This window comes from Alistipes sp. Marseille-P5061, from assembly GCF_900290115.1.
In the GTDB taxonomy this organism is placed as follows: domain Bacteria; phylum Bacteroidota; class Bacteroidia; order Bacteroidales; family Rikenellaceae; genus Alistipes; species Alistipes excrementigallinarum.
In genome coordinates, this window is the sequence record NZ_LT985748.1 from 164,795 (window position 1) to 188,090 (window position 23,296).

Sequence of the window (23,296 nt, forward strand, 5' to 3'; positions counted from 1 at the left end):
GTATCATAACAGCACCCCGCCAAGTAGATGTCGGAATAAGTGAATATAAAATGGTCACTACACAACATCCATCTTTTATAATTACAAAATAGTAACTACCTTTAAAAACCGAACTTGCTTAAATATGGATTTTTCTCTCTGTACAATAGATTGGACGGCAATAAGTGCTATAACCTCCTTCTTGATGACCATTGCCGCGTTTGCTACTATATATTCTTCAGTCAGACAGGGCGAAAAGGATAGGGATCTTCAGATCAAACTACTCCGGCAGCAGCAAGCCCGACAACAACTGGATGACATGGCTACTAATATCATGACCATATGCCGCAACATGAATCCTTTTCATATTCTTGAATATTCGTCCAAACTGGCAAACAACAATTTCACGGAAGAAGACCGGTATATTTTGGAAAAGTTAACAGTTGATAATTATTATAATCAAACGAATCTTGCAATACAGACTGATCGGTTAGGCAACTATCAATCGGCAAAATCCTTATTGAAACAGCTCAAGCAGATTCACCAAGATTATGGCTTATGGTCGAGTACGGTCACAACTCTATCCAAAATGCTGGGTAGTGCAGAGTTATCAAATCCTCTTATTGAAAAGGCTATCCATCAAATGACAATAGAGATGGCAAGCAGATGTCAGAAAATAGCACCTCATTATCAACAAACCATTGCAACAATAATCGGTCAGGAAGATATTGCAATAGAGAAAGCGAAAAAGATACTGAACATATTTCAGACTGAGATGGCCCGTCATATTCAACAGCAACAAATGGAATTGAATCGGGAATTGACTGAATTTGTCAAATACGAACAGAAGAGAATTGATAAACTGATTGAATAAATGGTTGCTTGCATTGTATTTAGTTTATATAGCTTTTCGGACATTCGCTGCCGTAAGGCCTATTTCCGGATTTGTTCTGACGAAGCGGGGAATCTTGTTGCAACAGAGTGTCCTTCTCATCATCCAAAATGATATAAGATGCATCTTGTCGGGCCTGCCTTTTTAGGGTGAATATACAGATATGTGGGAAATAAGGTCTTTACCTCACTTGGGACTGTGTTTCGCCGTGAACATCAGTACATGTCTCAACACGAGGAGCTAGAGAGCAACGACACCATTTCATTAAAATCGCTAATAGCGGGACAAATATCCCGTTAATATATCCGATATGTGCCTGTGAAAATAGGATGTTCAAGCGAAAAGTCGCAAGTATGCAAGGCAAAAAAACGCATTTGCATTTTTCCGAAAAAACGATTACTTTTATGTCGTAAAAGAGCACAAGGCAAGCAAGATGTAATTCGATGCGATTGTGAAGACACCTAATCGGTGGACAACGTTTTGTAATCGCGTATCTTGCTGATAATCTTTCTGGTGCGCGTAAATATTCATTTCCCCTACGCACCGCAAACAAGGGTGTAAATCAAGTAGTTACGAGATTTACACCCAATTTTACACCCAAAAATCAAGAAACTATAATATCCTTCTTGATTCTTCTCTCAGGATCTTCCTCCCCCAATAGATCGCTATTTTATCGTACAAATAAAGTAGCTCTCCATCCATTTTGAGCAGCAGAATAGGCTTCCATATAAGACGAAAACTTTTTGCAATATAAAAAAATTCTTACATTTGCTGATGTAAACCACAAAACTAAACAGTCATGACAAACGAATTCGGCTCATTGAGCATTGAAAACGGGAACGTGACCATCGAGCTTTCATCAGATGGAACGGTCTGGATGTCGCAATGGCAAATTGCGCGACTGTTCGGAGTTTTTGTGGCAGCCATCAACAACAATATTCGTTCAATCTACAAGTCAAAGCATGTGAACGAATACCGCACGCATCGAATGTCCGGCTATGTAGATCTCTACAATCTGGAGATGATTGCCGCTTTGTCATTCCGTGTGGGCAGTATGGAATCCGAAGCCTTCCGGAAATGGCTGCTTTACCGACCACAGCAGAAAATGATCGTCATGCAAGTCGACGCAGACGATCGACAAAAGGTAAGTTAACTCCTCACACTACCGTTAAGATTAAGAGCAATTCCATCATGGAATTGCTCTTTTGTTACATCCGGTGGTCTTGCATGCGACACACGCCCTATTCTTACCCGATTTGCAGTGTGAAGGTCACCCGGCGGTCGGTGTTGCATGTCAGGCGCAGCGAGCCGCCGTGCAGCTGCATGATTCTCCGCGAGAGGCTCAGCCCGATGCCCGAACCGTCGGGCTTGGTCGTGTAGAAGGGGGTGAAAATGTTCTCGGCAACCTCCGCAGGGATGGCCCCGCCGTTGTTGCTGAACTCGATGACGACGTGCTCGGCCGCGTCGATGCGCGAGCGGATTTCGATTTCGCCATCCGGCCGTCCGGCAATCGCCTCGCGGGCATTCTTGAGCAGATTGACGGCAACCTGTCCCAGCTGGACCTTGTCGGCGTAAATCATCGTGTCGGCCGGTTCGATGTCGACCCGAATCCGCAGGGCATCCTCGCTGGCCGCCGTCAGCACCTCGGCCTGCCGGATAAGCTCGCGCACCTCGAACGGCTCGCGCTGCGGCGCCGGAATCCGCGTGAAGCGCCGGTAGCTGTCGACGAAGGAGACCAGCCGCCGGCTCGTCGCCGAGATGGTCTCCAGCCCGCGCTTGACGTCGGGGTCCATCGGCCGGTCGATGTCGAGCAGCGTCTGGCTGAGCGAGGTGACCGGCGCCAGCGAGTTCATGATTTCGTGGGTCAGGATGCGCGAGAGCTTGCTCCACGATTCGACCTGGATTTCGCTCACCTCGCTGTTGATGTCGCTCACGGAGATGACCCGGCGGTGCCTCTCTTCGAGCGTGATTTCGGCGCAGCCCAGCGTCAGCGTCATCTCGCCCGTCTCGGTCGTGTACGAGATGCGTAGCTTCTCGCCGGGGCGGATGGCGGCCAGCGCCCGCGCCGCTTCGGGAGCCGACTGCTCGAGCTGCCGGATGTGGGTGAGGCGTTGCAGACCGAAGATGCGCAACGTCTCGCCGTTGGCCTGGTAGACGCTGCCCGTGTCGTTGACCGTGATGAGCCCCGTCTGGGCGCTCTCCATGATGAGCTGGTAGTAGCGTTCGCGCTCCTCGGCCTGCAGCTTGGTCCGCGCGAGAATCTCCTTGATGCGGTTGAGCGCCGTGTTGAGCATTGTGTTGTCGACCGTCGAGGGGTCCTCGTTGAAGCGGAAGGTGAGGTCGTCGCTGTCGATGGCGTTGAACATGAAGGTGACGCGCCGCACCGAATCGCCGTAGTGGTGGAGAATCCGCGCGATGGCGAGCGCCATGACGGGAAGGTCGAGCAGCATGAAGGGATAGAGCCTCCGGGCGAGAATCCACCCGCAGGCAGCCGAGGCCAGCGCAAGCACCACGCTCCAGGTGATGATGGGACCGTATGCGATGCCTTTGGGGAGTTTCATAATCCGTAGCGTTTGATTTTGTTGTAGAGCGTCTGGCGCGTGATGCCCAGCTGGCGGGCCACCTCGGTCATGTTGCCGCCGCAGCGCTCCATGGCGCGGGCAATCATCGAGCGCTCCATCTCGTCGAGGGTCGTAACGTCGGACTCGGCAGGGGAGGGCGCCTCGGTGGGGCGCAGCAGCAGCGTCGAGGGGGTAATCATGGGGCCGTCGCAGAGGATGACGGCCTTCTCCACGGTGTGCTGCAGCTCGCGGATGTTGCCCGCCCAGGGATAGGCCTCCATCTCACGCGCGGCCTCGGCATCGAACCCATCGATGTGCTTGGCATACCTGGCGGCGTAGCGGTGCAGGAACTCACCGGCCAGCGGAAGGATGTCCTCGCGGCGCTGGCGCAGGGGCGGCAGGTCGATGTGAATCGTGTTGATGCGGTAGAGCAGGTCCTCGCGGAACGCGCCCTGCTCGACCATCTTGTAGAGGTCGCGGTTCGTGGCCGAGATGAGACGGATGTCGACCGTAACGGGGGTGTTGCTCCCCACGCGGAAGATGCGGCCGCTCTGGAGCGCCGTCAGCAGCTTCGACTGCAGGTGCGGCGGCAGGTTGCCGATTTCGTCGAGGAAGAGCGTGCCGTGGTTGGCCACCTCGAACTTGCCGGCGCGGTCCGCCCGGGCGTCGGTGAAGGCCCCCTTGACGTGGCCGAAGAGCTCGCTCTCGAAGAGCGTCTCGGGCAGGGCACCCATGTCGACCGGGACCATCAGCTCGCGGCGGCGGGCCGAGCGGCGGTGAATCTCGCGCGCGAGCATCTCCTTGCCCGTGCCGTTCTCGCCCGTGATGAGGATGTTGGCGTCCGTTGCGGCCACCTTCTCGACCAGCTCGCGGATGCGCGCCATGGCCGGGCTCGTACCCCAGAACATCGGCTCTTCGTTGGTCAGCTCGCGCTTGATTTCCTTCAACTGCTTCACCTCGCGCTGCGAGCGCGAGAGGTTGTAGGCGCCCTGCAGGGCGGCCACCAGACGCTCGTTGTCCCACGGCTTGACCACGAAGTCGACCGCTCCGTCACGCATGGCCCTCACCGCAAGGTCGATGTCGGCATAGGCCGTGAAGAGCACCACCTTGATGTCGGGATAGTTGCGGTGAATCTCCTGCAGCCAGTAGAAGCCCTCGTTGCCGGTGTTGATGCCGGCCGAGAAGTTCATGTCGAGCAGGATGACGTCGACCGGCTCGCGGCGCAGCGTCGTCAGCAGCTGATTGGGCGACGGAAGCGTCACCACGCGGGCGAAGTAGTTGCCCATGAGCAGCTGGACGGCTGCCAGAATGCTGCGGTTGTCGTCGACGACAAGCAGCGTACCCTCTTTCTCTTTGGCCATATATACGAATGTCGTTGGGGCGCTCCGGCTGGGATGTTCGCGGCGATGGCGGCTGCTCCCGGCGGGCGATTCCGGTGTTCGGTGCGCTAAAATTACGCTTTTCGCCGCGAAAAACGGTCCATCCTGTCCAGAATTTTTACGGGAGTGTAAAAATATTTTACAGGCGGCGCTGCGAGTGTTCTGTGCTTTACGTTGTTAATCAGCGTATTGTATGTTTTGGCACGGGGTTGGCATCGTTTGGGGGCAAAAGAACAAAAGTCTGAAATTCGTATGAAACGAACAGTTTTAATCCCTCTGCTGTCTATTTTCTGGACACTCGGTCTGATGTCCCTGCTTGCGGCGGCACCCGTGCCGTCGGACATGCAGGGTGCGGCAGCCGCGCAGGCTGCTCCGGGCGGAGCCGACTCGGTAAAGAGCGTCCCGGCTGCTCCGGCCGCTTCCGCTGCCGATAACGCGGTCTCCACGGCCGAAGGGGAGCCGGCGCCGATGACGCTCGAGGAGTGCATGCGCTACGCCGTCGAGCACAGCCCCGCCGTGCGGCGCCAGGCCTACACCAACCGCAACTACCGCCAGAATTATATCGAATCCGTCGCCGCGCTGGTCCCCTCGGTGAGCGGCACGGTCGGCGCCTCGACCAGCTTCGGCCGTTCGGTAGACCCCGAGACCAATACCTATACCGACGTCTCGAACTTCGACAACTCCTACTCCCTCTCGGGGCAGCTGCCCCTCTTTGCCGGACTTACCGGCATCAACACCGTGCGTGCCGCCCGCGTCATGCGCCTGCAGGGGGTCGAGGAGCTGCAGCTGGCCCGCGACGAGATTGCGCTGAAGACCATGCAGGCCTACTTCGACGTGGTCTACTACACCGAGAGCGTGCGGCTGGCCCGCGAGCAGCTCAAGACCAGCACGGCCGAGCTCGAGAAGAGCCGCAAGCTCTTCGAGCTGGGGCTGAAGAGCGCCGCCGACGTGGCGGAGGTCGAGTCGCAGCAGGCCTCGGACGACTACCTCCTGACGCAGCAGGAGAACAACCTCGCGCTGGCCGAAATCGCTCTGGGCGAGGCGATGAACTACCCGGCCGACCGGCCGCTGCGCGTCGATACGGCGGTGGCCATCGAGACGCCGGCCGGTGTCGCCCCCTTCGACGAGGTGCTCGGCAATGCGCTGGAGAACAACCCCAAGGCGGTGGCGGCGCAGTACGACGTGCGCCATTCGAAGCTGCAGTTCTCCGTGGCCAAGGGCAACCTCTATCCCTCGCTCTACGTCGGGGGCGGCTACTCGACCAACTTCTTCATGAGCCTCGACAACCGTTCGCTCTATGCCTCGTTCCCCAGCCAGTTCCGCGACAACCGCGGCTTCTACGTCTCGGCGCAGCTGAACATCCCTATCTTCGGAGGGCTCTCGCGCCGCACGGCGCGCAACCGCGCCCGCAACAACTGGCGCATCGCCCAGCAGACCCGCACGGAGACCCTCCGCACGCTCCAGAGCGAGGTGGCGCAGGCCTACCAGCAGATGCTGGGCTACGGCAAGGAGTTCGTCCAGGCCTCGAAGAAGAGCGACGCCGCGCGGCTGGCCTACGAGGCCGTTGCGGGCAAGTACGAGCGCGGCATGGTCTCGGCTCTCGACCTGCAGACGGCGGCCGACAAGCTGCTCCAGGCCCGTTCCGAGCGGCTGCGCGCCCGGTTGCAGTACATCATCAAGGTGCGGTTGGTAGCCTACTACAACGGCGAGCCGCTCATCCGATAACCCGAATCCCACAAATTGAAAAAACCGATACACACCATGGATATTCGCATTGAAAAGAAAAAGGGGCTGCGTGCCCTCTTCACCAAACGGGGCATTCCCTATCTCGCAGGAGCCGTGCTCCTCATCTTCGTCGTCTGGCTGCTCGTGCGCGGCAACTCTTCGAGGCTGCGCATCGACGCCCGCACCATCTCGGTGGGCGAGGTCGCCCGCGGCGAGTTCAACGACTACATCCGCGTCACGGGGCAGGTGCAGCCCATCACGACCGTGCAGTTGAGTCCCCTCGAGGCGGGCGTCGTCGAGCGGCTCGTGGTCGAGGAGGGTGCCTCGGTCCACAAGGGCGACGTGCTCGTGGAGCTGAGCAACACGTCGCTCACGCTCGAGATTCTCAACAGCGAGGCCGAGCTGGCCGAGAAGCAGAACATCCTGCGCAACACGCTCATATCGATGGAGCAGCAGAAGCTCGACCTGCGGCTCGACAAGGTGCAGCTGGACCTCGACGTCGAGCGCAAGCGCCGCACCTGGCAGCAGAACGAGGAGCTCTACCGCAACAACCTCATAGCCCGCGAGGATTGGCTCCAGTCGAAGGAGGACTACGAGCTGGCCGCCAAGAAGCGCGAGCTGAACATCGAGCGGCAGGTGCAGGACTCGCTCTACCGCACGGTGCAGATTGAGCAGATGGAGGACAACCTGGCCAACATGAAGCGCAACATGGAGCTCATCCGCCAGCGCATCGGCAACCTGCAGGTCAAGTCGCCGATTGACGGCGAAGTGGGGCTGCTCGACGTCGTGCTGGGACAGTCGGTCACCTCGGGACAGAAAATCGGCCAGGTGAACGACCTGTCGGACTACAAGGTCGAGGCGCAGATTGACGAGAGCTATATCGACCGCGTGCGTGCAGGGCTCGATGCCACCTTCGAGCGGCAGGACACCGCCTTCACGATGCGTCTGAGGAAGGTCTATCCCGAGGTGCGCAACGGTCAGTTCCGCGCCGACTTCACCTTCGTGGGGGCCCATCCGCGCAACATCCGCAGCGGCCAAACCTACTACCTGCACCTCGAGCTGGGACAGCCGACCGATGCGGTCATCATCCCCCGCGGCTCGTTCTACCAGTCGACGGGCGGCGCCTGGATTTACGTGCTGGCCCCCGAGGGCGACCGTGCCTACAAGCGTCAGATTCGCATCGGACGTCAGAACCCGCAGTACTACGAGGTGCTCGAAGGGCTGGAGCCGGGCGAGCGGGTCATCGTCTCGGGCTACGAGAACTACGGTGACAACGACGTGCTGATTCTCAACAAATAATAATCGTTGTTGCAGATGTTCCGCCAACTCGATATCCGCTCGTGGCTCACCTTTCTGAGCCGCAACCGCCTCTACACGGCCGTCAACTTCATCGGACTGGCTCTGGCGCTGGCCTTCGTGCTGCTTGTGGCCGACTACACGGCCCGCCAGCTCACGGTCGACAGCTACCAGACCAAGGCCGACCGCATCTATGCCGTCTGCTCCGAGGAGTCGGTCGCCAGCGGCTACTACCTCCAGAAGTATCTGCGCGACCGCTATCCCGAGATTGAATCGACCTGTGCCGTGGTGGCCATTTGCGAGGGTGCGGATGCGGGTACGACCCCCGTGGAGATTGGCCGGCAGAAGTTCCTCGCCTCGGTGCTCCATGCCGACACGACCTTCTTCCGGATGTTCGACTTCACGCTGCTCGAGGGTTCGCGTGAAGAGGCGCTTGCCGCCCGCGAGAACGTCGTCCTCTCGGAGTCGTTCGCCCGCAAGGTCTTCGGGACGTTCAACCCGCTGGGTCAGACGCTCCGCGTGGACAACGACGAGCGCGTCTATGTCGTCAGCGGCGTCATGCGCGACATCGAGCGCTCGACGATTCCTGCGGCCGACATCGTCATGCGGGCCGAGCGCATCACCGAGACCAATGCGGCCAACGACGAACGCATGTCCAACAGCGGGGCCGGCGTTACGTTCCTGCTCGCCCGCAAGGGGGCCAACCTGCAGGCCAAGGTTCCCGACATGCTCGCCTTCTTCAAGGAGATTTATTGGCCCTATATAGGCAATGTCGTCCAGCAGGTGCGGCTCATCCCGCTGCGCCAACTCTATTTCGAGCCGACCAACAACACCTACCGACTGGCTCACGGCAGCCGGTCGTTCCTCTACATCCTGCTGGGTGTGGGGCTCGTGGTGCTCGTCTTCGCCGTGATGAACTACATCAACCTCACGGTGGCGCAGGCCGGATTCCGGGCCCGCGAGATGGCGGCCCGGCGGCTACTCGGCGCCTCGCGCGGAGACATCTTCTTCAAGTGGATGCTCGAATCGACGCTCTTCTGCGCCGCGGCGCTGCTCTTCGCCTCGAGCATCGCGGAGCTGTTCGTGCCGTGGGCCTCGCAACTCCTCGGCACGAAGGTCGCCGTCTGGAACGACTTCTCGGTGCCGGTTGCAGGCTGGTGCCTGCTGGCCGTTGTCGTGCTGGGCGTAATCTCGGGACTGGTGCCGGCACTGCTCGTGGCGCGCTATCAGCCCATCGACATCGTACGCGGCACCTTCCGCCGTCATGCCAAGACGGTTTACGGACGGGTGCTCATCGCCCTGCAGAACGTCATTACGATTGTCCTGCTCGCCGTCTCAATCACCATCGGACTCCAGATTCGCCATCTGGTCAACGCCCCGCTCGGATACGAAACGCACGATATCCTCGATATTGAAACCAGCATCTTTCCCGACCGGAGTGCGATGCGTCATTTCTGCGACGAACTGCGCTCGCTGCCCGAGGTCGAGGCCGTCGGCCTCGGATGCGGCACGCCCCACGACCGCGGCAACAACAACACCGTCCTGTATGGCCCCGACCGGATGGTCTCGTTCCAGGTCTTTATCGGCGACTCGACCTACTTCCGCATGCTGGGGCTCGAACGGCTGCGCGACAACCACGTGGCCGATGCGGACGGAAGTGCCGCGTCGCGGGATTTCTGGGCCTCGAATGTCTGGTACATCAACCAGTACGCCCTGCGCGAACTGGGCATCGCGGAGGATGCACCCGAATTCAAGGTGGGTGAGAACCTCTCCCAACCGATTGTCATTGCGGGCATCTACCGCGACTTTCAGGTCGGTTCGGCGCTCGATGCCCCGACCTCGGTGCTGCTGCGCGTGGTGAAGAACCCCGACGACTTCCAGCCCTGGAACATCCTCGTGAAGACACACGGGGACCACGCCGCAGCCTACCGGGCCGTCGAGGAGCTCTTCCAGCGGACGACCGACGGCGCCACCTTCACGGGGCGTTACGTCACCGATGAGATTGCCGACGACTTCGCGGCACAGCGGCGCCTGCTGCACATTGTCGGAATTTTCACCCTCGTGGCGCTGCTCATCTCCTCGCTGGGGCTTTTCGCCATGGCGGCCTACTACATCCAGCAGAAACGGCAGGAGATTGCCGTGCGCCGCGTCTTCGGGGCCTCGCGCCGTGAGATGCTCACGCGTCTGGTGCGCAGCTTCATGGCGCTCGTGGGCGTGGCCTTCGTCATCGCCGTGCCAATTGCCGTCTGGGGGCTCCGGCGCTGGCTGGAGGAGTACAGCGTGCGCATCGCCCTCTCGCCATGGATTTTCCTCGCCGCCGGCCTTTTTGCTGCGGTTGTGGCGCTGTTTTCGGTTGGATGGCAGAGCCGTCGCGCCGCCGATGCCGACCCCGTCGAATCGCTCAAGAACTGATTGAACCCGTTTTCCATGAAAATCGCCCTTCATAACTTCCTCACCACGCTGCGGCGCTACAAGGCTTCGTCGCTGCTCAACATCGTCGGGCTGACGATGGTCTTCACGGCCTTCTACGTCATTCTGGTGCAGGTGCGCTGGGAGCTCACCTTCAACCGCGCCATCCCCGAGGCCGAACGCATCTATCTGGTGGCCCCCCGCTCGCCGTTCGACGAAACGGGATACTCAATCTGCTCGACACGTCCCGACGGCGAACAGCTCATCGCCGGCTCACCCGAGATTGAGGCCGGCGGCTGCATTCGCCCCTGGCGCTGGGACCAACCCGTGTGGGTAAAGCGCCACGGCGAGTTCCTCCGTTTCCGGATGTCGCTCAACACCGTCTCGAAGGGTTTTCTCGAGACCGTGGGGCTGCGCACCGTCGAGGGGAATCTCGCAGCGCTCAGTCAGCCCAACAGCATCGCCCTCTCGCGCTCGCAGGCCGCGCGGCTCGGCGTGCATGCAGGCGACATCCTCTGGCTCGGCGACCAAGAGGAGAAACGTGTCGATACGCAGCACGAGGTGGTGGCCCTCTACGAGGATTTCCCCACGAACAGCTCCTTCGCGCACATCGTCGCCGTGACCGATGTCGGCGACCGGGACATGACCCCCTCCTACTGGAACGACTGCTACTTCGTCCGCCTGCATGCGGGGGCCGACCCCGACGTCCTGGCCCGCCGCTGGGAGCAGATTCACCGGAAGAACTACCGCGACTACATGGAGCGCATGGCCCCCATCTGGGGCGAGGAGCTGACCGAGGAGGAGATGGAGGACCCGTGCGACTGCCTGCTCGTGCCGCTCGATGGAATCTATTTCGACCGTCGGGTCTTCGACGGCATGGGCACCTTCCCCGGCGGCTCCACGACGCTGACCTACGCGCTGCTGAGCGTGGCGGTGCTCGTCATCCTCATTGCGCTGATTAACTTCGTCAACTTCTTCTTCGCCCTCGTCCCCGTGCGGCTGCGGGCGGTCAACATCTTCAAGGTCTTCGGCGCCCCGACCCGCTCGCTGCGCTTCAGCTTTCTGTTCGAGGCCCTCGGATTCGTCCTCATCGCTCAGCTCTGCGCCTGGTATGTCGCCGTGGCGCTGAAGGGCTCCGAGTTCGCGTCGTATGTCAGCAGCTCGCTCGCTCTGGGCGACAACCTCCCGGTGCTGGCCATCTCGCTGGGCATCTCGCTCGTTGCGGCGCTCGTCGCCGGCAGCTTCCCGGCGTGGTACATCACCTCGTTCAACCCGGCGATGGCCGCCAAAGGGTCGTTCGTCGGTTCGACGGCCGGACGCCGCTTCCGCACGGCGCTGCTCGGCGTGCAGTTCACCATCTCCATCGCGCTGATTGTCTTCTCGGCCTTTACGCTCCTGCAGCAGCGTTACGTCCGCCGCTACGACCTGGGATTCAACCACGAGCGGGTGTTGACCTTCCGGACCGCTTCGCAGCGACTGGTCCGTGCCGACCGCTTCGAAGAGTTTGCCTCGGCCCTCGAGCAGAATCCGCAGATTGTCGGCGTTACCGCGGGCCAGGGCCCGCTCGTCGCCGGAAACCTCTCACTCTGGGGACGGGAGGTCGCCAGCGAAGAGGTGATGATTCACGTGCGTCCGGTGCGCAGCAACTTCCTCGACGTGCTGGGCATTCCGGTCATCGCCGGCGAAGACTTCAAGCCCGGATACGACCGCGACACGACGCTGCACTACATCGTCAACGACCTGCTCGCCCGCAAGGGGGCCGGGCTCGGATTCCGGCTCGACGACGGCAATGTGGTCGGCATCTGTCCCGATTTCCACTTCCGGCCGCTGCAGTATCCCGTCGCACCGTTCGCCTTCGTGACCATCCCGGGCGACATGAAGTATTTCTTTGTGCGCATGGCCGCCGGAGCCGATTTCGAGGCGGTCTGCGACCATATCCGGAGGTGCGTCGAACGTCTCGACCCCGATTGCGAACCGCTCGAGATTCGCTTCCTGGACGAGGATATCAATGCCCAGTACGCCCGCGAGCGGCGCATTACGACCATCGTGGGGCTCTTCACGGTGCTGGCCGTCGTCATCGCCCTGATGGGTGTCTTCGGCATCGTGCTCTTCGAGACGCAGCACCGCCGCCGCGAGGTGGCCATCCGCAAGGTGATGGGCGCCACCACGCAGGAGGTGCTCCGCCTCTTCAACCGCCGCTACGTCCTGCTCGTTACGGTCTGCTTCCTCATCGCCGCGCCGGTGGGCTACTGGGCCGTCGACCGCTGGCTGGGTGCGTTTGCCTACCGCGTGCCGCTGCACTGGTGGCTCTTCGCCGCGGCCTATGTCGTGGTGCTTGCCGTCACGGTTGCCACCGTCACCTTCTGCTCGTGGCGCACGGCCAACGAGAATCCCGCCGACTGCGTGAAAACTGAATAATCAAAATACCGCTGTATATGAAAATCGCATTGAGAAACTTCCTCACCACGTTGCGGCGCTACAAGGCTTCGTCGCTGCTCAACATCGTGGGTCTGACGCTCGCCTTTACGGCCTGCTACATCATTCTGGCGCAGGTGCGCTGGGAGCTCACCTACAACCGCACGCTTCCCGATTCGGAGCGCATCTATCTGATTGAAACCACCGACTGGTACACTCCGGGCAGGTGGCAGGCATGGCTCAGCAGGCCTCTCTCCGAGCGGCTCATCTCCTCGACCTCGGCCATCGAGGCCGGCGGCTGCTCCTGGGGCGGCTTCGGCCCCATGACCGTGCTGCGCGAGAATGCTTCGAAGATGGGGTATGACCGCTTCAACAACATCTATGCGGGCTCCATCTCGCTGCCGTTGCTCGACATCTTCGACTTTAAGCCCGTCGCGGGCGATGTTCACGAGCTGAAACGGGCGCAGAGCGTCATCATCTCGCGCTCGACGGCCGAACAGCTCGGTGTCGGTGTCGGCGACATGCTCTGGTGCGACATCGACCAGCCTTCGGCCGAGAACGCCCGCGAGGTGGTGGCCATCTTCGAGGATTTTCCCCAGAACTCGTTGATGAGCAAGTGCCACATGGCCATGGATTTGGGCGATAAGTCGCTCGACGACCCTTCGGAGTGGAGCTATAACTACTACGTCCGGCTCCAGCCCGGAGCCGACCCCGGAGCGATAGCCGATGGATGGGAAAAATTCTTCATCGAGATGAATCCCAGCGCGGCAAACGAGGATGGGCATCTCGACACGGCCCCCGTCCGTCTGTCGTGCATCCGCGACCTCTACTTCGAGCCCGACAGCCGCGTGCCGTGCGCGCAGGGGTCGCTCGTGACGACCTACACGCTGCTGGGCATCGCCCTGCTGGTCATTGCGCTGGCCTTCATCAACTTCGTCAACTTCTTCCTGGCGCTGGTGCCCGTCCGTATCCGTACGGTCAACACCTTCAAGGTCTTCGGCGCCCCGAACTCCTCGCTGCGCTTCAGCTTCGTCTTCGAGGCCGTGGGGCTGGTCCTCATCGCCCTGCTGCTGGCCTGGTACCTCTCCTTCGCCATCCAGGGCACCGAGCTGGCCAGCTACATCTCCGCATCGCTGAGCGTGGCGCAGAACCTCCCGGTCATCGGCATCCTGCTCGCCGTGGCGGTGGTCATGGCCCTTGTGGCGAGCCTCTATCCGGCATGGTACATCACCTCGTTCCCGCCCGCCATGGTGGTCAAGGGGTCGTTCTCCGGTACGGCCGGCGGCCGGCGGCTGCGCACGCTGCTGCTGGGCTTCCAGTTCACCATCTCGATGGGGCTCATCATCGCCACGGGATTCATCCTCCGCCAGCACAACTTCATGCTGCATCAGGATATGGGCTTCGACCGCCGCAACCTGATGGCTGCACAGCTCTCCGGAAAGGCGGCACAGGGCTATGATGCCCTGCGTAGCCGGCTGCTGGCCGACCCGCGCGTGGTCGACGTCACGGCGGCTGAAGGACAGTTGGTGAATGTAAGCCGCATGGGTTGGGGCCGCCGGTACAAGGATGAAGCTATCGCCCTGCAGGCCTATATCGTGCGGTGGAACTTCCTCAAGATGATGGGTATCCCCATTGTCGACGGCCGCGATTTCCTCGAATCGGACGAGCACAAGGAGACCGGCATGCTGATTTGCAACGAGACGGCCCGCGACGAATACAAACTCGAGCTGAACGACGTAATCGGCGGATTCCTGGATACGGACCCGCTCGTGGGTGTCTGCGCCGACTTCAACTTCCGGCCGATGCAGTACAGCATCATCCCCTTCGTCTTCTATGTCGTTCCCGATAAGTGGTCGCAGCGCTCATCGCGGGTCCTCTACCTGCGCTACCGTCCCGAGGCCAACGTCGCGGAGGTGGCCGACTACATGCGGCAGTGCATCGCCGAGGCCGACCCGCATCTGACGCCGGGCGATATCGAGATTCGTACCTTCGAGGAGGAGCTGGGCTTCGAATATGCGAAGGAGCGGCGTCTGGCGACGGTCGTCGGGCTCTTCACGGTGCTGGCCGTGGTCATCGCCCTGATGGGTGTCTTCGGCATCGTGCTGTTCGAGACGCAGTACCGCCGCCGCGAGGTGGCCGTGCGCAAGGTGATGGGGGCCACCACAGGCGAGGTGCTCCGCCTCTTCAACCGCCGCTACCTCTGGATGGTCGTCATCTGCTTCGTCATCGCCCTGCCGCTGAGCCTCTGGATTGTCAACCGCTGGATGGCCTCGTTCGCCTACCGCGCCCCCTTCACGGTGTGGATTCCCGTGGCGGCGCTCGCCGCGGTGCTCCTCGTTACGGCTGCCACGGTGACCTTCTGCTCGTGGCGTACGGCCAACGAGAACCCCGCCGAATCGGTCAAGTCCGAATAGGCGGAATACAAACCCCGAAATCGTAAAACTTAACTAAACTAAAAAATATCTGTTATGGCTATGTTGAAAGTGGAGAATCTCCACAAGATTTTCCGAACCGAAGAGATTGAGACCATCGCCCTGAACGGCGTGTCGTTCGAAGTCAACGAAGGCGAGTTTGTCGCCATCATGGGCCCCTCGGGCTGCGGCAAGTCGACGCTGCTCAACATCCTGGGGCTGCTCGACAACCCCACCTCGGGCAGCTACCAGCTCCTGGGCCGTGAGGTGGCGACGCTGCGCGAGAAGGAGCGCACGCGCTACCGCAAGGGCAACATCGGCTTCGTCTTCCAGTCGTTCAACCTCATCGATGAGCTGAACGTCTTCGAGAACGTCGAGCTGCCGCTGATTTATCTGCGCGTGAAGGCCTCGGAGCGCAAGCGCCGCGTCAACGAGATGCTGAGCCGCATGAACATCTCGCACCGCGCCGAGCACTTCCCGCAGCAGCTCTCCGGCGGTCAGCAGCAGCGCGTGGCCATTGCCCGCGCCCTGGTCTCGAACCCCAAGCTGATTCTGGCCGACGAGCCCACCGGTAACCTCGACTCGAAGAACGGCCGCGAGGTGATGGAGCTCCTCTCGGAGCTGAACCGCGAAGGTACGACCGTCATCATGGTAACCCACTCGCAGTACGACTCGACCTTTGCCCACCGCGTGCTGCACCTCTTCGACGGTGAGCTGGTCAAGGACCTCACCAACCGGATGTAGCCCCCTCCCGGCGCATCGAATGAAACGCCCCGTGACGGATACTCGTCACGGGGCGTTTCGTTGCGTGTTGCCCGACGTTTTGCCGGCTGCGGGGAGGGCCTGCCGGGCGGCTCAGGTTATTGCGTGGCGTGGCCGCGGGGTAGAGGGAACGGGGCTGCTGGATGGCAGGGTAGCGGGGCGGTGTTGTGCGACGGAGCGACAGGGGCCGTTTTCCGCCTGCGCCGGGCGCCGTCACGAGCCCGAGAACCAGTTCTTGAAGTCGTTGACGCGGAGCTTGCTGACCAGAATCTTGCCGTCGGTCGGCACCTTGAGGTTGATGGCCAGCCGGTTGTTGAACCACAGGTCGATGTCCTGCACGGCGCCGCGCGAGATGAGGTACTGCCGGTTGACGCGGAAGAAGCGCGCCGGGTCGAGGCTGTCGGTCAGCTCGTCGAGCGTGTTGGGAAGCACGTAGCGCTCGCGGTCGCTTACGACGGCCTTCGTCACCCCGTCGGCGATGCAGAAGTACTGCACCTGCTCGACGGCCAGCGGCAGCAGCTTGTCCCCCTTGCAGGGAATCAGGAAGTGGCTCTTGTAGTGGCCCTGCCGCTGCAGGCCGCGGATAAGTTCGGCAAGCGACTCGCCCGATGCGGCCGATGCGCCGGCACCGGCTGCGCCGTGCAGCGTCTCCAGCTTGTCGAGCGCCCGTCGGAGGTCGGCCGCGCCGATGGGCTTGAGCAGGTAGTCGATGCTGTTGACCTTGAAGGCCCGCAGCGCATACTCGTCGTAGGCCGTGGTGAAGATGACGGGGCTGGCGATGCGCACGTGTTCGAAAATCTCGAAGGCCGAGCCGTCGGCCAGATGGATGTCCATGAAGACGACGTCGGGCGCCGCGTGGCTCTCGAACCAGGCGACGCTCTCCGTGACGCTGTCCAGCGTGTCGATGACCTCGGTGCTGGGAGCGACCTCCTTCAGAAGGGCCTGCAGGTTGCGCACGGCCGCCTTTTCATCCTCAATGATTAACGCTTTCATGGTTCTTGTCGGGTTGTTGCAGGGGAAGCCTTACGCAGAAGAGCCCCCGGTCGGCCGTAATCCCTATCTCCTTCTGCCAGAGCAGCAGATAACGCTTGGCCAGATTGTCGAGCCCGATGCCGGGGCCGGCCGGAGCCTGCCGCTTGGGCTGGATGCGGTTCTCGACGAGCAGCGTCCGGCCCTCGGTGCGGATGGTGATGGTGAGCGGATTGCGGTTGCTGATTTCGTTGTGCTTGATGGCGTTCTCGACGAGCAGCTGCACCGACATGGGCGGCAGCAGCATCCCCCTTGTGGACTCGTCAATCTCCACCTCGAAGCGCAGATTCTCCTCGTAGCGCATCTTCATCAGGTAGATGTAGGCCTCGGCGAACTGCATCTCCTCGTCCAGCGTCACGCTCTGCCGGTCGTTGTCCTGGAGCGTGTAGCGCAGCACGCGCGAGAGCTCCTGCGTGTAGTCGAGCGCCCGGGCGGGCGACTCGCGAATCAGCGACTGGAGCGTGTTGAGCGAGTTGAAGAGCATGTGGGGGTTGAGCTGCTCCTTGAGCGACTCGAACTGGTGGCGCAGGCTCTCGGTGCGCAGCTCCTCGTTCTCGACGACGATGCGCTGCTGCCGCACGATGAGGTGGAAGATGTAGTTGCTGCCCGAGACGATGCTCGACATGATGAAGTCGCGCAGCGGGTGCAGGTAGTGGTGCACCATGGCGTCGATGGCCGGGATGTCGAACTGGTGGTGGAGCCAGACGAAGAGCTGCCCCAGAAGGTTGCTCGCCGCCCACGTCAGCAGGAACGAGAGCACCATCTTCCACCCGGTCACCCGCACCAGCGGCGAATTGAAGTGGAAGATGAGCGCATTGAAGCCGAAGAGCAGCAGCAGCGAGATGAAGGTGAAGAGTATCTCGTTGAAGACATCCTTGGGCTCCATCCCCGTGAAGAGCTGCTCGCGTTCGAAGCTGTCCGAGAGCGACAGCACCTCGGGAAAGTGTATCAGCACGGCCACCACGGCCGAGACCAGGAGCGTGGAGAGCAGATAGCGGTTCTTGAACGGAACGGAGGCTTTCATGGTGCAAAAATAGCATTATTTCCGCGCGATGCGCGCCATGGCGTACATTCCCGGGCGGAATTGCAGATTCTGCCCCTCGATGCGGACGTAGACGTCAATCGAGCGGTTCTCGTTGTTGACCTGCTGGCCGACCATGGTGATGACCCCGTGGAAGGTCTCCCCCTCGATGCCGTTGACGCGGAACTCGACCCGGTCGCCCGCCCGCAGGTTGGCGAGGTCCTTCTCGTAGGCGGTCAGACGCAGCATCATGTCGCTCTTGTTGACAATCTCGCAGAGCGGCTCGCCGACGTCGAAGTGGCGGCCGATGTTCATCTTCACGTCGGCCGCATAGCCGCTGATGGGGGCCTTGATGTCGAGGTAGGGGATGATGCCCCCGGCGAGCAGGCGCGTCGTGTCGACGCCCAGCAGTGCGAGCTGGGCTGCGGCGGCATCCATGCGGCTCCGCATCGAGAGGTACTCGGCCTTGCTCTGCTGGAAGTGCTTCTGCGACGAGGCCTCCTCGCGCGCGAGGGTCTGCTGGCGCAGGAACTCGGTGCGCAGAAACTCATACTGCGCATGGCTGTCGAGGTAGGACTGCTGCAGGGCGATGAACTCGGGATTCTCGAGCGTCGCCAGCACGGTGCCCTGCTTGACGTAGGCGCCGGGCAGCAGCGTGGTGGAGCGAATCGACCCGCCCATGGTCAGCGTCACCGTGGCGCGGCTCTGGGGCGGGAGGACCAGAATGCCGTTGAAGGTGGGTTCGTTGGGCACCGACGTGGCGCCCGATGCGGCGTCGACCTCGGAGGCGGGCTCTTCGGCCGGGGCGGCCGCGATGCTGTCGGTGGCGGCGGCTTCGGATGCAGCCGTCGAGGCCGGTGCGGTCGGAGCCGACGAGCAGGCGCAGAGAAGCGCCGCGATGGGAAGAAGTATCTTTTTCATGACTGGATGTGTTTATCGGTAGAGTTCGTATTCGAGTGCGGTGATGTTGTACTGGTTGAGCGTCTCGATGTAGCCGCGGCGGATTTCGAGCGCCGTATTGAGGCTCATGATGTATTCGGCGATGGTCGTCTCGCTGTTGGCCAGCTGCAGCCGGGCGGCGCGCACGAGCGTCTCGGCCTCGGGAAGCGCCGATTCGACGTAGTAGCGCAGGCTCTCCTCGTAGCGGCGCAGGTTGGCCTGCAGCTCGGTGATGCGGTTGTCGACGTTGCGCAGGTTGAGCGCCGCATCGTTGCGGGCGATGTAGGCGTCGGCCTTGGCCTGGCGGATGCGGCTGTGGCGGGTGTTGAAGAAGGTGGGGAACGAGGCGCCGATGACGTAGGCGTTCAGCCCCTTGTCGGGGAGGATGTTTTGCCGCTGGTATCCGAACGAGAGCTCGGGGAAGAAGCGGCTCTTCTCGACCCGCGTGCGGGCCTCGGCCTCGCGCACCTGCGACTGGAAGTAGCTGCGCTGCAGGTCGGCCGAAATCTCCTTCGGCGCATCGAAGCGGGTCAGCAGCGTGTCGGAGGGCATGAGCGGCGCATCGGCATAGCAGGCCCACTGGAGCCGTGCGGCGGCGACCTTCTGCTCCTCCTGCGCCTGGAAGAGACGGTTGCGCATCTCGGCGGCCATCGTCGCGGTCATGCTCTGCTCGAGGCGGGTGATGTCGCCCTGCTGGTAGCGCAGCTCGCTCGTGCGCGAGAGCTCGGCGGCCAGCGCATTCTGGTCGGCGTAGAGGCGGCAGAGCTCCTGCGTGTAGAGGTAGTAGGACCAGGCGCGCTTGACCTCGGCGACAACCTCGCGCCGCACGAGCGCATTCTTGTAGAAGGGGGTGAGCAGCGAGCCGAACGACTGCGTGATGCTGATTTCACGGTCGTTGCGCTCCGTGCCGTTGAGCTGTCCGAAGGAGTAGTCGACCGTCGTCGGGGCCAGCTCCCACGACTCGCCGCGCATGGCGCGGGTCCGTTCGACGGCCGCGTCGGCCGACTTGAGGCGGGGATGGTTTTCGAGGGCCATCGCAACCGCCTCGTCGAGCGTCACGCGCTGCTGGCTGTGTCCTTCGAGCGGCAGCAGCATCAGTGCGGGGAGCATCAGCACGGGAAGCAGGCGGCGCAGCAGGGGACGGCGCAGCAGCAGCGGAGCCGAGCCCACCAGCCTGTAGAATACCGGGACGACGAAGAGCGTGAGCAGCGTCGAGACGAAGAGTCCGCCGATGACGACCGTTGCCAGCGGGCGCTGCACTTCGGCCCCGGCCGAGGTGGCGACGGCCATGGGCACGAAGCCCAGCGAGGCGACCAGTCCGGTCAGGAAGACGGGGCGCAGCAGGTGCTGCGTGCCGCGGGCGATGACGCGGCCGGTCGAGAGACGATGTGTGGTGCTCTCTCTCAGAGCATTGAAGTGGTTTATCATCAGAATACCGTTTAATACAGCTACACCGAAGAGCGCGATGAAGCCCACGCCGGCCGAGATGCTGAAGGGCAGGCCGCGCAGCCACAGCGCCAGAATGCCGCCGATAATCGAGAGCGGAACCGTCGAGAAGACCACCAGCGAGTAGGTCACGCTCTTGAAGGCGAAGAAGAGCAGCAGCAGGATGAGCATCAGCGCCACGGGAATCACGACCAGCAGCGTGCGGATGGCGTTCTGGAGGTTCTCGAACTGACCGCCGTACTCGAAGTAGTAGCCCGGCTTGAGCGTGACGTGCTGTTCGAGCGTCTGGCGGATGGACTCGACGACCTGCTGGATGTCGGCGTCGCGGACGTTCACGCCGATGACCACGCGCCGCTTGGTGGCGTCGCGGTTAATCTGCAGCGGGCCGTTCACCAGGTCGATGGTGGCCACCTCGCTCACCGGAATCTGAACCCCCTCGGAGGTGCGGATGAAGAGCCGGTCGAGGTTCAGGTCGGCCACCTTGCGCTGGTCGAGGCGTACGACCAGGTCGAAGCGGCGCTCGTTCTCGAAGACCGTACCGGCCGTCTCGCCGGCGTAGGCCGAGCGGATGATGCTGTTGAGCTCCTCGATGTTGATGCCGTAGCGGGCAATCTTGGCACGGTTGTACTTCACTACGAGCTGCGGCAGACCCATCGCCTGCTCGACCAGCACGTCCGAAGCTCCGGGCACCTGCTCGACGTAGCGGGCCGCCTCGCGCGCCTTGTCGTAGAGCTCGGCCATGTCCTCGCCGTAGAGCTTGATGGCGATGTCGGCCTTGGCGCCCGTCATCAGCTCGTTGAAGCGCAGCTGGATGGGCTGGCTGAAGTTGAACTCCACGTCGGGAATCGTATCGAGCGCCGCCTTCATCTTCTCGACCAGTTCGGCGCGCGACGAGGCGCTGGTCCACTCCTCGAAGGGCTTCATGACAATCATCACGTCGGCATCCTCGACGGCCATGGGGTCGGTCGGCACCTCGGCCGTACCGATTTTGGCCACGACATGCTTGATTTCGGGGAAGTTCTCCATCAGAATCTTCTCGGCCTGCTCCGAGACGGCGATGCTGCGCGTGAGCGAGCTTCCGGCCGGCAGGGTCATCTGCATGGCGAAGTCACCCTCGTCGAGCGTGGGGATGAACTCCGCACCGAGCCGCGTGAAGAGCATGAGGCTGCCGATGAAGGCCGCCACGGCCACGGCGACGGTCCCCCAGCTGAAGCGCAGGCAGAAGGCCAGGCAGCGCTGGTAGATGCGGTTGAGCCAGGCGAAGAAGCGGTCGGCGAAGGTCGGACGGTCGCTGATGCGGCGCCGCAGTACGAGCGACGACATCATCGGCACGTAGGTCAGCGAGAGCAGCAGCGCTCCGATGATGCAGAATACGAGCGTCTTGGCCATCGGGGTGAAGTACTTGCCCTCGATGCCCGTCAGCGTGAGAATCGGGAAGAAGACGATGAGGATGATGATGACGGCGAAGGTGGCCGAGCGGACCACGTTGCCGGCACCGGCGATGATTTGCTCGTCCATCTCGCGGCGGGAGAGCGTGCGGCCGAGGTTCTGCCGCACGAAGAGGTGGGCGAGGATTCCCTCGACGATGACGATGGAGCCGTCGACGACGATGCCGAAGTCGATGGCGCCCAGACTCATCAGGTTGGCCGAGACGCCGAATATGCGCATGAGGATGAAGGCGAAGAGCATCGCCAGCGGGATGACCGAGGCGACAATCAGGCCGGCGCGGACGTTGCCCAGGAAGAGCATCAGCACGATGAAGACGATGATGGCCCCCTCGATGAGGTTGCGAATCACGGTCGAGATGTTGCGGTTGACCAGCTCCGAGCGGTTCAGATAGGGGTTGATGGTGACCCCTTCGGGCAGCATCTTCTGGATTTTCTCCACGCGCGACTCCAGCTCGCGGGTGACCACGTTGGCGTTGGCCCCCTTGAGCATCATGGCGATGCCGCCGACGCACTCGCCCTTGCCGTCGCGCGTCATGGCGCCGAAGCGCTTGGCCGAGCCGAACTTCACGGTGCCCACGTCGCTCACGTGAATCGGGATGCCGCCGCGGTTGGCCACCACGATGCGGCGGATGTCGTCGAGCGACGAAATCATACCCTCGGAGCGGATGTAGTAGGCGCGGTTAATCTTCTCGATATAGCTGCCGCCCGTGTTCTCGTTGTTGCGGCTCAGCGCCTCGAAGACGTCGCCGATGGTGATGTTGAGCGAGTAGAGAGCGTCGGGGTCGACGGCCACCTCATACTGCTTGAGGTAGCCTCCGAAACTGTTGATTTCGACGATTCCCGGGATGCCCGACAGCTGCCGCTTGACAATCCAGTCCTGGATGGTGCGCAGCTCCATGGCGTCGTAGCGCTTCTCGTAGCCCGGCTCGACGTCGAGCGTATACTGGTAGATTTCGCCCAGACCCGTGGTGATGGGCATCATCTCGGGGGTGCCCAGCTCGGAGGGAATCTCTCCGGCGACGGTCTGTATCTGTTCGTTGATGAGCTGCCGGGCGTCGAGAATCGGCACGCTCTCCTTGAAGACCACCGTGACGACCGACAGACCGAAGCGCGACACGGAGCGAATCTCCTGGACGTTCATGATGTTGCTCATCGCCACCTCGATGGGGAAGGTGATGAGCTGCTCGACCTCCTGCGGAGCGAGCGTGGGGGAGACGGTCACAATCTGCACCCGGTTGTTGGTGATGTCCGGCACGGCGTCGACCGGAAGCGTCATCATCGAATAGATTCCTCCCGCCAGCAGGAAGAGGGTGGTCAATCCGACGAAGAGTTTTTTCGTGACCGCAAAGCGGACGATGGATTGGAATATGGTATGCGAAGATTGATAGTTTTTTGTACAGTTTTTAACGGTACAAAAATAGCGCGGGCGCCGCGGCCCCGGGATGAGAATCCTCCGAACTCGCCTTTTCGGGGGATGAACGGTCCGTATGGCGGTCTGAACGGCGGCCGGTGCCGCCTTTGCCGCGGGAGCGCCGGGCCATGCTCCGCCGAGGCGACGCGCCGTCATCCGCCCGTTTCTGGACC

At 61.6% G+C, this 23,296-nt stretch carries 14 protein-coding genes; 8 read left to right on the forward strand and 6 right to left on the reverse strand.

The features are described 5' to 3' along the window. Positions 1–124: 124 nt before the first annotated feature. A complete protein-coding gene (locus C8267_RS00670) occupies positions 125–853 on the forward strand; it encodes a hypothetical protein (protein WP_106633296.1) in 729 nt (242 codons plus the stop codon). 817 nt (positions 854–1,670) lie between these two features. Continuing rightward, complete coding sequence (locus C8267_RS00675; RefSeq protein WP_106633297.1) at positions 1,671–2,024, forward strand: protein-tyrosine kinase; 354 nt, start codon at positions 1,671–1,673, stop codon at positions 2,022–2,024. A 94-nt stretch (positions 2,025–2,118) separates the two neighbouring features. Here C8267_RS00675 and C8267_RS00680 read toward each other — a convergent pair whose 3' ends face one another. Continuing rightward, on the reverse strand, positions 2,119–3,432 hold the full coding sequence (locus C8267_RS00680) for a sensor histidine kinase (RefSeq protein ID WP_106633298.1): 1,314 nt from the start codon (positions 3,430–3,432) through the stop codon (positions 2,119–2,121). After that, positions 3,429–4,793 (reverse strand): sigma-54-dependent transcriptional regulator, encoded by a 1,365-nt coding sequence (locus C8267_RS00685; RefSeq protein ID WP_106633299.1) that lies wholly within the window; start codon positions 4,791–4,793, stop codon positions 3,429–3,431. Before C8267_RS00685 ends, C8267_RS00680 begins: the two co-directional genes overlap by 4 nt. A 270-nt stretch (positions 4,794–5,063) precedes the next feature. Here C8267_RS00685 and C8267_RS00690 point away from each other — a divergent pair, with 270 nt between their 5' ends. From C8267_RS00690 to C8267_RS00715, 6 genes are read left to right on the forward strand one after another with little or no spacing between them, the layout of a single operon-like run. Beyond that, positions 5,064–6,536: a TolC family protein gene (locus C8267_RS00690; RefSeq protein ID WP_234025641.1), complete on the forward strand. Its 1,473-nt coding sequence runs from the start codon at positions 5,064–5,066 to the stop codon at positions 6,534–6,536. 36 nt (positions 6,537–6,572) lie between these two features. Then, on the forward strand, positions 6,573–7,835 hold the full coding sequence (locus C8267_RS00695; RefSeq protein ID WP_087360517.1) for an efflux RND transporter periplasmic adaptor subunit: 1,263 nt from the start codon (positions 6,573–6,575) through the stop codon (positions 7,833–7,835). Between the two features lie 15 nt (positions 7,836–7,850). Continuing rightward, positions 7,851–10,244, forward strand: a complete 2,394-nt coding sequence (locus C8267_RS00700; RefSeq protein WP_106633300.1) for an FtsX-like permease family protein — start codon at positions 7,851–7,853, stop codon at positions 10,242–10,244. 15 nt (positions 10,245–10,259) lie between these two features. After that, positions 10,260–12,659: an FtsX-like permease family protein gene (locus tag C8267_RS00705; RefSeq protein WP_106633301.1), complete on the forward strand. Its 2,400-nt coding sequence runs from the start codon at positions 10,260–10,262 to the stop codon at positions 12,657–12,659. A 17-nt stretch (positions 12,660–12,676) separates the two neighbouring features. Next, positions 12,677–15,070 carry an ABC transporter permease gene (locus C8267_RS00710; protein ID WP_106633302.1) on the forward strand — a complete coding sequence of 798 codons (2,394 nt, stop codon included), beginning with the start codon at positions 12,677–12,679 and terminating at the stop codon, positions 15,068–15,070. A 60-nt stretch (positions 15,071–15,130) separates the two neighbouring features. Next, entirely contained in the window at positions 15,131–15,811 is a 681-nt protein-coding gene (locus tag C8267_RS00715; protein ID WP_087360505.1) for an ABC transporter ATP-binding protein, read from the forward strand. 231 nt (positions 15,812–16,042) lie between these two features. On the opposite strand, the gene C8267_RS00720 is transcribed toward C8267_RS00715, so the two are convergent. From C8267_RS00720 to C8267_RS00735, 4 genes are read right to left on the reverse strand one after another with little or no spacing between them, the layout of a single operon-like run. Then, positions 16,043–16,822, reverse strand: a complete 780-nt coding sequence (locus C8267_RS00720; protein WP_087360502.1) for a LytR/AlgR family response regulator transcription factor — start codon at positions 16,820–16,822, stop codon at positions 16,043–16,045. Continuing rightward, positions 16,803–17,882: a sensor histidine kinase gene (locus tag C8267_RS00725; RefSeq protein WP_106633303.1), complete on the reverse strand. Its 1,080-nt coding sequence runs from the start codon at positions 17,880–17,882 to the stop codon at positions 16,803–16,805. Before C8267_RS00725 ends, C8267_RS00720 begins: the two co-directional genes overlap by 20 nt. 15 nt (positions 17,883–17,897) lie before the next feature. Continuing rightward, positions 17,898–18,800, reverse strand: a complete 903-nt coding sequence (locus C8267_RS00730; RefSeq protein WP_106633304.1) for an efflux RND transporter periplasmic adaptor subunit — start codon at positions 18,798–18,800, stop codon at positions 17,898–17,900. Positions 18,801–18,812: 12 nt separating this feature from the next. Further along, complete coding sequence (locus tag C8267_RS00735) at positions 18,813–23,081, reverse strand: CusA/CzcA family heavy metal efflux RND transporter (RefSeq protein WP_106633713.1); 4,269 nt, start codon at positions 23,079–23,081, stop codon at positions 18,813–18,815. Positions 23,082–23,296: the final 215 nt, after the last annotated feature.